At 39.8% G+C, this 12532-nt stretch carries 12 protein-coding genes; 9 read left to right on the forward strand and 3 right to left on the reverse strand.

Going from position 1 to position 12532, the window contains the following annotated elements; genetic code table 11:
- The first annotated feature begins 176 nt into the window (after nucleotides 1-176).
- The 3 genes from PAUR_RS04455 (at nucleotide 177) to PAUR_RS04465 (ending at nucleotide 6341) form a co-directional block, all read left to right on the forward strand.
- On the forward strand, nucleotides 177-1583 hold the full coding sequence (locus PAUR_RS04455) for a PhoH family protein (protein ID WP_192506619.1): 1407 nt from the start codon (nucleotides 177-179) through the stop codon (nucleotides 1581-1583).
- Nucleotides 1584-1718: 135 nt separating this feature from the next.
- Nucleotides 1719-5438 (forward strand): ATP-binding protein, encoded by a 3720-nt coding sequence (locus PAUR_RS04460; RefSeq protein ID WP_192506620.1) that lies wholly within the window; start codon nucleotides 1719-1721, stop codon nucleotides 5436-5438.
- Complete coding sequence (locus PAUR_RS04465) at nucleotides 5439-6341, forward strand: GGDEF domain-containing response regulator (protein ID WP_192506621.1); 903 nt, start codon at nucleotides 5439-5441, stop codon at nucleotides 6339-6341.
- Between the two features lie 48 nt (nucleotides 6342-6389).
- On the opposite strand, the gene PAUR_RS04470 is transcribed toward PAUR_RS04465, so the two are convergent.
- Both PAUR_RS04470 and PAUR_RS04475 read right to left on the reverse strand, forming a co-directional pair.
- A complete protein-coding gene (locus PAUR_RS04470) occupies nucleotides 6390-6770 on the reverse strand; it encodes a DUF3192 domain-containing protein (RefSeq protein ID WP_192506622.1) in 381 nt (126 codons plus the stop codon).
- A gap of 151 nt (nucleotides 6771-6921) precedes the next feature.
- A complete protein-coding gene (locus PAUR_RS04475; RefSeq protein WP_192506623.1) occupies nucleotides 6922-7869 on the reverse strand; it encodes a D-2-hydroxyacid dehydrogenase in 948 nt (315 codons plus the stop codon).
- 72 nt (nucleotides 7870-7941) lie between these two features.
- Between PAUR_RS04475 and zntR the strand changes: the two genes are divergently transcribed.
- From zntR to PAUR_RS04495, 4 genes are all read left to right on the forward strand, one after another.
- On the forward strand, nucleotides 7942-8355 hold the full coding sequence (gene zntR, locus PAUR_RS04480; RefSeq protein WP_192506624.1) for a Zn(2+)-responsive transcriptional regulator: 414 nt from the start codon (nucleotides 7942-7944) through the stop codon (nucleotides 8353-8355).
- Nucleotides 8339-9451: an SO_0444 family Cu/Zn efflux transporter gene (locus PAUR_RS04485; protein ID WP_192506625.1), complete on the forward strand. Its 1113-nt coding sequence runs from the start codon at nucleotides 8339-8341 to the stop codon at nucleotides 9449-9451. The genes zntR and PAUR_RS04485 overlap by 17 nt, the downstream gene beginning before the upstream one ends.
- A gap of 105 nt (nucleotides 9452-9556) precedes the next feature.
- Entirely contained in the window at nucleotides 9557-10651 is a 1095-nt protein-coding gene (locus tag PAUR_RS04490) for a 1-acyl-sn-glycerol-3-phosphate acyltransferase (RefSeq protein WP_192506626.1), read from the forward strand.
- A gap of 207 nt (nucleotides 10652-10858) precedes the next feature.
- A complete protein-coding gene (locus tag PAUR_RS04495) occupies nucleotides 10859-11107 on the forward strand; it encodes a DUF1289 domain-containing protein (RefSeq protein WP_192506627.1) in 249 nt (82 codons plus the stop codon).
- Here the strand turns inward: PAUR_RS04495 and PAUR_RS04500 are convergent.
- Nucleotides 11104-11781, reverse strand: a complete 678-nt coding sequence (locus tag PAUR_RS04500) for a type 2 periplasmic-binding domain-containing protein (RefSeq protein WP_192506628.1) — start codon at nucleotides 11779-11781, stop codon at nucleotides 11104-11106. The genes PAUR_RS04495 and PAUR_RS04500 overlap by 4 nt on opposite strands.
- A gap of 125 nt (nucleotides 11782-11906) precedes the next feature.
- Between PAUR_RS04500 and PAUR_RS04505 the strand changes: the two genes are divergently transcribed.
- Nucleotides 11907-12113: a DUF3283 family protein gene (locus tag PAUR_RS04505; RefSeq protein ID WP_192506629.1), complete on the forward strand. Its 207-nt coding sequence runs from the start codon at nucleotides 11907-11909 to the stop codon at nucleotides 12111-12113.
- A 3-nt stretch (nucleotides 12114-12116) separates the two neighbouring features.
- Nucleotides 12117-12524 carry a GNAT family N-acetyltransferase gene (locus PAUR_RS04510; protein WP_192506630.1) on the forward strand — a complete coding sequence of 136 codons (408 nt, stop codon included), beginning with the start codon at nucleotides 12117-12119 and terminating at the stop codon, nucleotides 12522-12524.
- The last annotated feature ends 8 nt before the right edge of the window (nucleotides 12525-12532 follow it).

The following is a 12532-nucleotide window of genomic DNA, read 5'->3' on the forward strand; positions in this document are numbered from 1 at the left end:
CAGTTCTTATAAATTATTGAGATCTATTTGTAATAAGAACATAAATTCACTTTCGGTTTGTCATAAAACGGACTTTTATGACAAATAGACTAAACTTGGGTTATAGTCAGTACGTTTGATATTTCATCAAGAGTATTGGGTATAGCATGAATATTTGCAAACGATAGGATGACGCTATGGGAAAAGATCAAGAACTCGACAAAAAAATGTACGTACTTGACACCAACGTGCTGCTTCATGAACCCCTCGCTTATCTATCTTTTCAAGAACATGATGTTGTCATACCAATGACAGTACTTGAAGAGCTAGATCATATCAAAGACAGAAAGCGCGACGTGAGTCGTGACGCTAGAATTGCAATTCGTAGTTTAGATGGTGTACTCAAAGATGCATCCCCAGAGGAAATGTTAGATGGTGTACGTTTACCAAGCGTACAATCGAGTAATGAGTCTGGGCCTTTGTCGCGTGGAAAATTGATTATTGTTAATGATCATTTATTCCCAGATAGCATTTCAGGCCTGCCAGGTAATGAGAATGACCACATTATTATAAATTGCGCCGTCAGATTACAAAAACAACATGCACACACTAAGGTGGTTTTAGTCACCAAAGATATTAATATGCGTCTCAAGGCCAAAGGTGCTGGGCTGCAGTTTGTAGAAGATTACCGAACGGATCAATTGATTGATGACATTAAGTTATTGAGTTTAGGGTATAAAAAATTCACGGGCGACTTTTGGCAAAGTGTAGGAGCTTGCACATCAGAGCAGCAAGGCCGATATACGTTGCACCATGTGCCTAAAAGTTTGTTACCAGATGTTTTTTGTAATGAATATTTAGTCGATGACAGTGAGCACTTTGCGGCACGGATCACCCATTACGATGAGACGAACATTACCTTTAAGGACTTGGGGGTAGAGCGGTTAATGCATCAAAGTGCTTGGGGCGTGCAACCAAAAAATGTGTATCAAGGTATGGCAATGGATGCATTGCTTGATCCAAACATTGAATTGGTCATATTAACAGGCCCAGCCGGGTGTGGGAAAACTCTGTTAGCACTTGCCAGTGCGCTGGAAATGATCATTGAAAAAGGGGTGTATGATAAGGTTATCGTTACGAGAAATACGCCTGAAATCGCAGAGAGTATCGGGTTTTTACCAGGTACCGAAGAAGAGAAAATGGCCCCATGGCTTGCTGCGATCACGGACACACTTGAAGTGCTTCATAAAAATGATGAAAGTCCTATTTCAAGTCGTAATTATATAATGGAGAAAGCCAATATTCAGTTTAAATCGGTCAATTTTATGCGTGGTCGCAGTATTCAAAACGCCGTAGTGATTTTAGATGAAAGCCAGAACTTAACCGCATCGCAGTTAAAAACGATTATTACGCGTTGTGGAGAAGGGACCAAATTAATATGCACGGGTAACTTAGCCCAAATAGACAGTAATTATTTAACACCTCTCACATCTGGCTTGACCTACATTGTTGAGCGTTTTAAACACTTTGAAGGCAGCGCAACAATTAATTTAAATGGGGTTGTACGTAGTAGATTGGCGTCTTTCGCTGAGGAAAATCTATAGTTCTTGCAGTCTTAGGCCACGGAAAGGTGGTGGCCTTTTATTTTACCAAAAGCAAGGTGTTTCACTGTTGAGCCTTGCTTATCATTACCTTGCTCGTTATTGTGTTGGGCATAGGGAATCATTTAGCTATCCTTTATGGACTTTGATCAAGCGTTCTTACCTTTAAAAAAATATTATCAAGCGATTGCTGTTACCTTAAGTATCGCGATGCTTGTGGCCGCAATTTTATGCCTGCACTTGTACCATATTAAACTTGAGCGAAGTTATAATGACAAGGTTGTGCATTTTCAGCGTTTAAATGGGCAGTTAGATCAAGCTATGTCTGCGGCTGAAACTGTATTTCAAAGTGTCTTTATTAGCCTTGAGCAACCGCTCAGTTATCATTTTGATCCATTTATCATGGCGACAATTGATCAACGGGCAGATTACTATTATCGAAAATTGCCGCATGGTGCAGGTGAGGTGATAGGCCAGGGACGCTTTTTAAATAACCCTCAAGCTTATCGACAATGGCAACAGGTTATGGCACTAGGGCCAGCTTTTAATACAACGTTAGCGTTAATCTTACCGGTAGATGCACTCGCTTACGTCAAAGATAATGGCTTTGCATTTGTAAAGCGCCGTTATCACAACGAAAGTCATTTATTGACGGCATTACTTGAGGGGAAGTTGTCACCTGACTTTTCTGAGAAAATGTATAGTAGTACTGGTGTAGTAGAAATTAACGGTAGAACCTATTTTGCGATAGGACAGCGTCGTTCAAGTACGTCAAATGAGCATGTTTTGTTGGTTTACAATACGCAAAAAGTGCTGGCGTGGTTGAATCAAGTCGGCTTACCTAAAACGGTTGCTACACTATTAAATAAACACCAGCAAAACTTACTGACCCACCATGAGTTTTTAACTGAATTCCAGCAACAGCGCGAGCGGGTTGCACCGTGGTTAGGTGGAATTCACCTTTATAGTGAAAAATCAACAAGACCAATTGATTTAGCGTTTAAGCAAACAGAGCAAGATTTTAGAACGCCAATTCTATATGAGATAGCACTAGAGTTACTTTTTTTGGCCAGCTTTATAGGAGCTACATTCCTAGCAGTTACGTGGCTGAGTAATCGGATATTTATTCGTCCGGTAAGTCATTTTGTACGGTACCTTACGCTGCAAGAGCACGCACCAAAAACAACGTTCGATTATATAATTCCTGAGGACTGGCAGCCTTGGTTTGCAAAAATTAAACGGGTAGTGACGCAAAAGCAAGAATTACTCGAGCAATTAAAGCAGCATAATGATGTTTTAGATGAGCAAGTGCAAACGCAGAAGAAACAGCTTGCGCGCTCGCTTGATATAAAAGAGCGTCAAGCAGCTTTACTGAATACCATGTTAGATAACATTCCAGATTTAATTTACTTTAAAAATATCGATGGGTCATTTATTGGGTGTAATGCAGCTTTTGAAGCATTTCTTAAAGTTAATAAAAGTGAACTGGTTGGCAAAGAGCTGCACGAGGTCACAGATAGATTTGCAGAATTGACCATGCTAGAGCAATGTATGCGGGAGCAACGGCACTCGTTGACAGAAACATTGCTTTTGCAAGATAAGAGCTACATGTTTACCGTGGCGCCATTTTACAATGAACAACATAGATTAATAGGTAGCTTTGGAGTAGCTCGGGACGTCACCGAACAACAGCAAGTGCTTAAATCATTGCAGACCTCAGAAGAGAACTTTAAAGCGGCAATGGAGTATGCACCAAATGGTGTGATCTTAGCCTCGATTGATGGAAAAGTGTTGAGTTTAAATAAAGCAGCAAAACGGTATTTAACAGAGCATCAACCGAAAGTGGGATCCTTGTTATCCAGATTATTTGATGAGCAAAGCTACAAGGCGTTAGCTGAAACATTTGCGGTATTACTAGAGCAAAATAAAAAGGCGGCTGAACTTACGATGCCTCAGTCAGGGCCTTACATGTGGCTACAATTAAGTATTTCTTTGGTGTGGGATAAGCAGCGACAGCCAAAATACTTTGTTATTCATCTACAAAACATTACTCAGTTAACAAGGGCTAAACTCGATGCGGAGCGAGCTACTTTAGCAAAAAGTCGCTTTATTGCGAATATCAGTCATGAAATTCGCACGCCAATTAACGTCGTACTTGGACTGGTTGATATAGTCAAAGAGCAAGGCTTAAATGAAACCCAAAGTGTACAAATGGGTCAAGTGAGTTACGCGGCTCAGCAATTACTCGATATGCTGAACAGTATTTTAGCATTTGCTAAAGTGGAAAGGCACCAAGAGAGCGTAAGAGTTCATGAATTTGAGATAGTAACACTCATTGATGATTGCTATAAATTGATGGCGCCGTTATGTGCTCAAAAGGGCTTACAACTCACTATTGAGCTGAAACACTCGGTGCCGCCCACGTTCAAAGGTGATATGCAAAAAATAAAACAAATCTTAATTAACTTATTGAGCAATGCCATAAAGTATACCCAAAGAGGGAAAGTTGTATTGGCCATTATTCAAGAGCAGCAAAATAGCGGCGAGCAACGTACTAAATTCAGTGTTATAGATACAGGACAAGGGATAAAAGAGGTGGATCAAGAGCGGCTGTTCGATGCGTTTACTCAAGTTGATGAATCCTTGTCTCGTAAACATGACGGGATCGGGCTTGGCCTTGCCATAGTAAAGCAAGAAGTTGCATTACTAGGTGGAGAAATTCAGCTGAACAGTCAATATGGACAAGGCAGTGAATTTTACTTCTCATTACCATTGGAAGTGGTGCCATTACTTTCTAGAAAGACCGACGTTCTTTGGTTTACGGGTAATAGTATGAGGTTCGTTTGTTCTGATCTCAATGTATGTATAGAGCAGGATAAAATAAGGGTGTTACAACATCTAAATGATCAACCAGCTTCATATCTAGTTTGCGAGAGCGCGCTGCAACTTGATATGCTAGGTGTGCACTGTGGGCAGGGTTGGCTCGATAAGCTTGTTAGTGTCTATGTACCAGAAAGCACACCGATAGAGAATCTTAAAGTGATCAGCAATAAGATTAAGCAGTTTCCTCATGTTGGCTATGCTCAGAGAATATCAAAAGATATTGAACAGCAGTTGAAGCAACAGCCACAATCAAGATGTCAAGATGTCAATGTAACGGGTAGCTTATGTTTAATTGTTGATGATAATGAACTAAATTTAGATATCACAAGCAATTTGTTACAACAGGTGTGTGTAAATATCGTACGATTGAATGGCGCGCAAAATATTGTTGAAATAGTATCCAAATTACAGCCAGATGTGATTCTAATGGATGTACAAATGCCAGAATTAGATGGCTACCAAGCAACAGAGCTATTGCGCAAAGCGTTGCCAGAGCAACCTGTAGCAATTATTGCATTAACCGCCAATGATAATGTTGGTGAAGTCAATAAAGCGCTGAGTGTTGGCATGAATGATTACTTAATTAAACCCGTTGAAAAAGGGTTATTAAGTGAGACATTAGCTCTGTATGTCACCGCAGAAATTCGGTTTTTTGATCGCGCATTTGCGCTTGAGCAAGTGATGGGTAAAGAACCGTTTTTAATCACAATGTTAGAAAAGTTTGCTAAGCTAAGTACAGAGTATTTACATCAGTTAGATAATTGTGAAAGTCATAAAGAGGTTTCATTATTAGCTCATAGTATCAAAGGCGCAGCTGCAGGGTTGGGGTTTTGCCGATTAGCCGAGGCAGCTAAGGTACTAGAATTACATATAAAAACCTCGAATAAAACACCAGATGAGGTGCTTGTTACAGATCTAAAAATGAGATTACAGCAAGTTGAGTTATTTTTAACGATAGGAAGTCTAGGGGATTAAATGCCAAAGATTGCTCGTATTTTGATTGTTGATGATGATCCACTTAATCGCGTGGTTCTAGACAACACGCTATCTGAAGATTATCAAATATCACAATGTGAAAGTGCAGAGCAGGCGCTGGCGTTTCTATCTAGTCATGAGGTAGATCTCATTATTTCAGATATTCGGATGCCAGGGATGTCTGGTTATGATTTATTAGAAAAGCTAAAAACACAGCAACATACTTACGCAATTCCAGTCATTATTATTTCTGCAAGTAATAGCTATAATGATGAAGCAAAAGGCTTACAAATGGGGGCAATGGATTATATTACTAAACCATTCAGCCCACTTATCGTTAAAGCAAGGGTGAAAAACCACCTAGCGATTAAGCAGAAGAATGATTTACTTGAAAAGTTAGCATCGATTGATGGTTTGACAGAGATTCCGAATAGACGTTTATTGGATGAAACACTGGCTAGAAACTGCCAGATGTGTGCGGAATATGAAAAAACGCTGAGCTTATTGTTAATTGATATTGATTATTTCAAAGAGTTTAATGAATTTTATGGTTATTCTGCAGGTGATGAGTGTTTGGTTAAAGTAGCACGCGCACTTGAGCATGTGACTATTGAGCACCTAGGGTTTGTGGCGCGCTATGATGGCGTTCGATTTGCGGCCATACTTACAGAAAGTACCAGTGACAGCGCCGAAAAAGTTGCATCTCAGATGCATGATGCAGTTGATAGCCTGTTAATAACCCATAGTACGTCGCCCATTTGTGCTCACTTAAGTATAAGTATCGGCATTGTACATATCACCACAAACTTTAATGACAATGAACAGCAAGTATTTAAGTTAGCGGATAGCGCCTTACAACAGGCGCATCAACATCAAGAACGTATAGTATTAATCAATAGGTAAATCCTCACCTATTGATTAATCGTATTCAAGGCTTTATTTGACGCCCAGTTAAAGATATTCAGACACCGCACTTGCGCCGTACCCAACCAGCTTGCCATTTTTAAATACCAATGGCGTGCATTCATCTTTGGTAATTTTACCGTCTGAATGTTTGCTGTTTGTGGCGAAATACAAGACTTGATACACGTTATCACCTTTATTAACTAAATCAGAAAATTCAGGCGTATCGAACTCTTGCAGAACCGTTTGATATGCAACGCCATTCTTTAACCCGGTAATTTTATCTCTATTAGACTTCTGATGTTTTTGCCAACCAGAACCGCTATAGTCAGAAGCCCAGCTGTGTTCAGCTTCGCCATCTGAGACTGCGACAATACAGCCACTTAAGAAAGGTGTTGTTAGTAGTGCGGCTATAAGTAATTTCTTCATTTTTATTTGTTCCTGGATAGATAGTGTTTTTTTAATTGCAAATAATTTGCCAATTATTTTCACATTAAAAATCAAAGGTTTATAGTTTTCTTTATTAAAAGGAATTTATATAGAAATCAAAAAATGGTTAATTTGATGATTTATTAGTGTTTTATACTACACGGTTGATATGTTCACCATTTAAAAAGCACTTGATATTGTTAGCAAGAGAATGGATCAATCTATCAATAGACTCTTCAGCAGCCCACGCATTATGCGGCGTTAGTAGTAGGTTATGACCTGAATATTCAAATAGCGGGTTATTCTTTTGGGCGGGCTCAATGGATAGTACATCTAGCGCAGCACCAGCAAGTTGCTGTTCATTTAAGGCACTGACTAATGCGAGTTCATTTACTATGCCACCGCGAGCTGTATTAATAAGTACGGCGGAAGGTTTTAGTTGTGCCAACACGGATGCGTTAAATAGATCTTTCGTTTCATCATTGAGAGGACAGTGAATCGAAATGATATCAGCAGATTTAATGGCGTCTTTGAATGCCACTCTGCCCGCTCGGATTGAACGCGCATTGGGTCGTTCAGCTATGATCACGTGTGCACCAAAAGCCTGAGCCACGTTTGCAACGGCTTTGCCCAGTGTACCATAGCCAATAATAGCGAAGTTCTTGGCTGCGATTTCTTTTATTGGATAGTCTAAACGACAAAATATATCACTGCTTTGCCATTGTCCATTTTTACAATCAGCAATATATCGATGCATATTACCCATTAAATTGCCCAGCAGTGTAAATGTGTGTTGGACAACCGCCGAAGTTGAATACCCAGCAACATTACACACCGCGATGCCTTGCTTTTTGGCTGCACGTAAATCTATGTTGTTAGTGCCAGTGGCGGCAACGCAAATTAACTTTAATTTAGGCAGTGAGGCGAGTACCTTACTGTTGATGACAACCTTATTACTGACTATCACATCTGCGTCAATGCAGCGGGTAATTATTTGTTCGTGTAGCGTGTTCTGGTAAGTCACTAATTCACCGAGCACCGTTAGCGGTAACAGAGAGTTATTTGCGAGTGTTTTCGCATCTAATAGCACAATTTTCATAAACGACCTTTGCTATGCTTGACCTTGGGGTTTACTCTAAGGTTTATACTGTACCACAGTAAGGAGAAAGATATGAGAATAGGTCAATTATCTAACGCATTAGGCGTAACGACAGACACGTTACGTTATTACGAAACGCATGGTTTGTTAACGCCTTCTTCTCGAAACGACGCTGGGTATCGTTTGTACGATGAGACCCACCTAAAGCAAATGCACTTTATCCTACGCGCTAAAGAAGTCGGATTTAGTTTGCGAGAAATTCAGGAGCTGCTGCAAATAAAAATTGAAAAACAGCAGCGCCGTTGTGAAGAAGTAAAAGCGATTACACTACAAAAACGTGACTTGGTACGACAAAAAATTTCAGACTTACAATGCTTTGAGCAGTCGCTCACAATACTGGCAAATCGTTGCTGTGGCGGTAAAGAGAGTGCGGACTATTGTTCTATATTGACAGCATTGGAGGATATAGATGTTACTTATAAATAACTTTTGGACATTATTTCTGGTATCAGCGCCCTGGCTGATGCTTGGTTTATTGCTTGCTGGAATATTAAATGTGTTTATTCCGACAGGTTTTCTACAGCGTCATTTAGGAAAAGAAGGGTTTTGGACAACTGTGAAGGCAGCCCTCATTGGTGCCCCCATGCCGCTTTGTTCATGTGGTGTAATACCCGCAGCGATAGGTCTTAGACGCGCTGGTGCATCAAAAAGTGCAACGACCGCATTTTTGGTATCAACGCCGGAAACTGGGGTTGATTCAGTATCTATTTCGTACGTTCTATTGGGGCCATTTATGGCTATTGTTAGGCCTGTTGCAGCTGTGTGCAGTGCGGTTGTTGCAGGCGTACTAGTTGGAAGAGATAAGTCAGATATTGCACCTCCTTTGCATGAGCCGTCTAACTCATCACACTGTCATGACACACAACAACATGTGCATGATAGTTGTTGTGCGCCTAAGCAGGCACAGACCGAAAAGAAAAGTACCTGTTGTGCTTCATCAAAACCAGAAAAAATGCAATTTTTAGGTAAAGTGTGGCAGGCAATTAAATTTAGTTGTAATAAACTGTTATCAGATACAATGTTGTGGCTGATAATAGGGTTGTTTTTTGCTGCACTTGTGCAGACCTTTGTACCTACATCATTTTTAAGCCAATGGGGCGGCGGCATGATGGCAATGGTGGCTGTGATTCTTGTAAGTATCCCTATGTATATTTGTGCTACCGCCTCAACGCCTATTGCTGCGGGTTTGTTGATGGCGGGCGTTTCTCCAGGAGCTGTGTTGGTCTTTATGTTAGCTGGACCTGCGACGAATATTGCGACATTAGGGGTCGTTGGCAAAGAGCTAGGTCGACGAGCGGTGATTGCTTATTTAATCGGTGTGATAGGGGTTGCGATCCTATTCGGTTATTTAACAGATTACTTAGTTATGGCGTATGACTTTAATGTGAAGACGGCGGTGGCAATGCAGCACGATATATTACCGACTTGGATATCAACTCTCAGTGGCGTATTATTGTGTTTATTGATGTTACGATTAGTGCTGCTTGATATTAGCAAAAAGCTTAAAGCATCAATCGCTTAATGTTAGTAGCAGGGTGGTCAGACTTGTTAATCTTAGCTTAACAGTCAATAGCGCGATAAAATAGTCCCGTTATTTCGTTTAATTTTTAACAAAAAGAGCAGTTTAGTGGATAAATACGCAGATATAAGACCGTACAATGATGAAGAAGTTGCGTCGGCCTTAGGTCGATTAGTAGCTGACAATAGCTTCATTGATGTGATTGTAAAATACACTTTGCCAGAGTGGCTGAGTAAATGGTCTATGTTATGCCGTCCATTTGTACGTTATAAGTTACGTCGAAAATGGGGTCGTTTTAATTCTGTTAAGCAGGTGCAAGACGAAGTCGCACGTTACCTTGATATGCTAGTAAAAAAAACGACGAGTAAAGTGACCTACTCAGGCTTGGAGACACTTGATAAAGAATCGGCCTATTTGTTTATTTCAAACCACAGAGACATCGTGTTGGACCCCGCTTTAATGAACTGGGGCTTGCATAGTCATAATATGAATACCGTACGTATAGCGATAGGTGATAACTTATTGCAAGTGCCTTATATTACTGAGCTAATGCGACTCAATAAGAGCTTTATAGTTAAGCGTTCAGCAAAAGCGCCAAAAGAGATGTTAAGAGCTCTAACACATTTATCAAGCTATATTTTTGATTCATTGAGCTCAGGTCAATCAATTTGGATTGCCCAAAAAGAGGGGCGGGCAAAAGATGGGGTCGATCAAACCGATCCGGCTTTGCTGAAAATGCTACAATTATATGGTCGAAAACAGAAGCTTTCGTTTGATGAGTACGTTAAGCAGCTCAAGATAGTGCCAGTTTCGATTTCATATCAATATGAGCCATGTGCCGTTGCTAAAGCTAAAGAACTCGTACATAAACAGCTTCATGGTAGCTATGTTAAAGCGGATGGTGAAGACATAAAAAGTATTTTAGAAGGGATCCGTTCTGATAAAGGCCATGTACATATTTCTTTTGGTCAGCCAATAGACGATGAGTGTGATTCGCCAGAGATGTTAGCGGAAACCATTGATAAACAAATTATTGGGCAGTATTACTTACATCCAAGTAATTATATTGCGGCAGGAGATAAGCAACAGGTATCGCCTAAGGAGCAGCAAGATTTCATGGGACGTTTAGAGTCAGTGCCTGAAGAGCTTAAACAACAGGTATTAGCTATGTATGCAGAGCCGCTCAGACGTAAAGCATTATAGGTAAACGAGTTGAAGTATAAAAACGCCACTATTTAGTGGCGTTTTTTGTTTTTATTGGCTTGCGATAATTCACGAAGATGATTTGTTCTTCAAAATAGGTTTATACTGATCAGAGACTATAAACCTTTTACATACGTATCGTTATACTTTCAAATAAGTAATGTAGCTATGTGTGCACTGAATTGACTAGATGAACTGTGAGCCAATGTGGAACAAATTGAAATATTTGAGATCCCCAATCCCTGTAAAGGCATATGTGAAGTAAACATTCGAGGTTATTGCAAAGGGTGTTACCGCAGCAGGGAGGAGCGTTTTGCATGGGGGCAATTGACAGAGCAACAAAAAAAGCATGTTATTACTTTATGTCAGCAGCGTTATAAACGTTATTTGGCAAAGCAGACTGCAAATACTCCTCCAAAAAGTGGAGCCGACGACCAGCAGCAGTTGGACTTTTAAATACCATATTTATTTTTTAACATGGATACTGTACCTTTTTTATCTAAGTCAATTAATGAAGTCATAATACGTGGTACTAGATGAGCGTGCTTTTCATGTAAATAGTGGTACAAGTTAATTTTATCTAGCGTTGTGCTAAATATCCCGAGCTTCTGGAGTTTTTCTTTGTATTCTTTAATGTGAAACCCGATTACTAATGCCGCGCTGACTTTTTTTTGGGTTAGTAAATTGAGCTGCGTAGAGTTACTTTTTACTTGAATCAATTCACCTAAGTAATTTTGCTTGCCTAAATACGCTTTTGGCGCCAAATGTGATGCTTGTATTACAATCGATTGGGCGTCTAGTATTGAGCATGTTTGACAATGACTCAAGAATTGAAGGTTAAAAGAAAGTAACGGGAAGTCCACCTTTATGAGTGATGGATACTGCTGTGACGCGCCATCGACCCGACCAAGTTGCCCATCTAAGACACCTGCATTTGCGGCGACCAATGCACTTTGATAGTTAAAGTCGATAATTTTTATATCATAACCGATATTTTTATACACAAGCCGTGTTAGCTCAATAACATACCTAGATTGTGGTGTGTCGGCAGGACGATTAAATATCAATGTATTATTACTGTATGCAAACGAGCTAAAGAGTAAAAAACATAGCGTATATATAACAGGCATGATTATGGGAGATCCTATGTTTGTTTTATTAATTATTAAGTTCTCAGTAAGGTGCTCAAGTCAGTCTAGCAAATTAATAATTTATGTTACACTAGGCAAACGTTTACAATCACAATAATGTACCTATGAGTTTTAATCTGTGCAAATTACCTCGACATGAAAAGTATCAAATTCAATTAGACTATGAATCGTCATTTTGGGCATACCAAATTAAACGAGGAAAACGTTCTCGAGAGGCGGTATATGATACAATTAACAGTCGTCCCGTATCTGAACAGGCAGTTTTAAAGCAGCGGTTTGAGTATTATCTTAGTATTATGCTTGCAGGTTAGAAAATGTATGTTGTTAAACAACTCACGCCAATGTCTGTTCCGCTGATAAATAAGTTTTACCAACAATTCTCTGTACGAGGACGTGCGACTAAGCAAGATCAGTGCTGGGTTGTTAAATCAACGGAGATAATTGCTGGCTGTCGAATACAAAGTAAAGACGATGCATTACTCTTATCAACGGTATTTGTTCACCCTGAATATCGTTCTCAGGGCTTTGCAAAGAGCTTGCTCACAAGCGTATTACAATCTCAAAATGAAGTCTTGTATACATTTGCATATAGAAAGCTAGATGGCTTTTATCGCCAGTTGGGGTTTGAATATAGTCCTAACTTACCACATCACTTATCCGTAAGTTTCTCTAATTATATTAGACAAAAACGTGATATTGTGGCGATGTGTATTTATAAATAATCAATCGT

This window comes from Pseudoalteromonas aurantia 208 (assembly GCF_014858725.1).
Lineage (GTDB): Bacteria > Pseudomonadota > Gammaproteobacteria > Enterobacterales > Alteromonadaceae > Pseudoalteromonas > Pseudoalteromonas aurantia.

Coding starts and splice junctions, on each gene's coding strand:
- PAUR_RS04455 (WP_192506619.1), top strand. CDS start 177: ATGGGAAAAGATCAAGAACTCGACAAAAAAATGTACGTACTTGACACC.
- PAUR_RS04460 (WP_192506620.1), top strand. CDS start 1,719: ATGGACTTTGATCAAGCGTTCTTACCTTTAAAAAAATATTATCAAGCG.
- PAUR_RS04465 (WP_192506621.1), top strand. CDS start 5,439: ATGCCAAAGATTGCTCGTATTTTGATTGTTGATGATGATCCACTTAAT.
- PAUR_RS04470 (WP_192506622.1), bottom strand. CDS start 6,770: ATGAAGAAATTACTTATAGCCGCACTACTAACAACACCTTTCTTAAGT.
- PAUR_RS04475 (WP_192506623.1), bottom strand. CDS start 7,869: ATGAAAATTGTGCTATTAGATGCGAAAACACTCGCAAATAACTCTCTG.
- zntR (WP_192506624.1), top strand. CDS start 7,942: ATGAGAATAGGTCAATTATCTAACGCATTAGGCGTAACGACAGACACG.
- PAUR_RS04485 (WP_192506625.1), top strand. CDS start 8,339: ATGTTACTTATAAATAACTTTTGGACATTATTTCTGGTATCAGCGCCC.
- PAUR_RS04500 (WP_192506628.1), bottom strand. CDS start 11,781: ATGCCTGTTATATATACGCTATGTTTTTTACTCTTTAGCTCGTTTGCA.
- PAUR_RS04505 (WP_192506629.1), top strand. CDS start 11,907: ATGAGTTTTAATCTGTGCAAATTACCTCGACATGAAAAGTATCAAATT.
- PAUR_RS04510 (WP_192506630.1), top strand. CDS start 12,117: ATGTATGTTGTTAAACAACTCACGCCAATGTCTGTTCCGCTGATAAAT.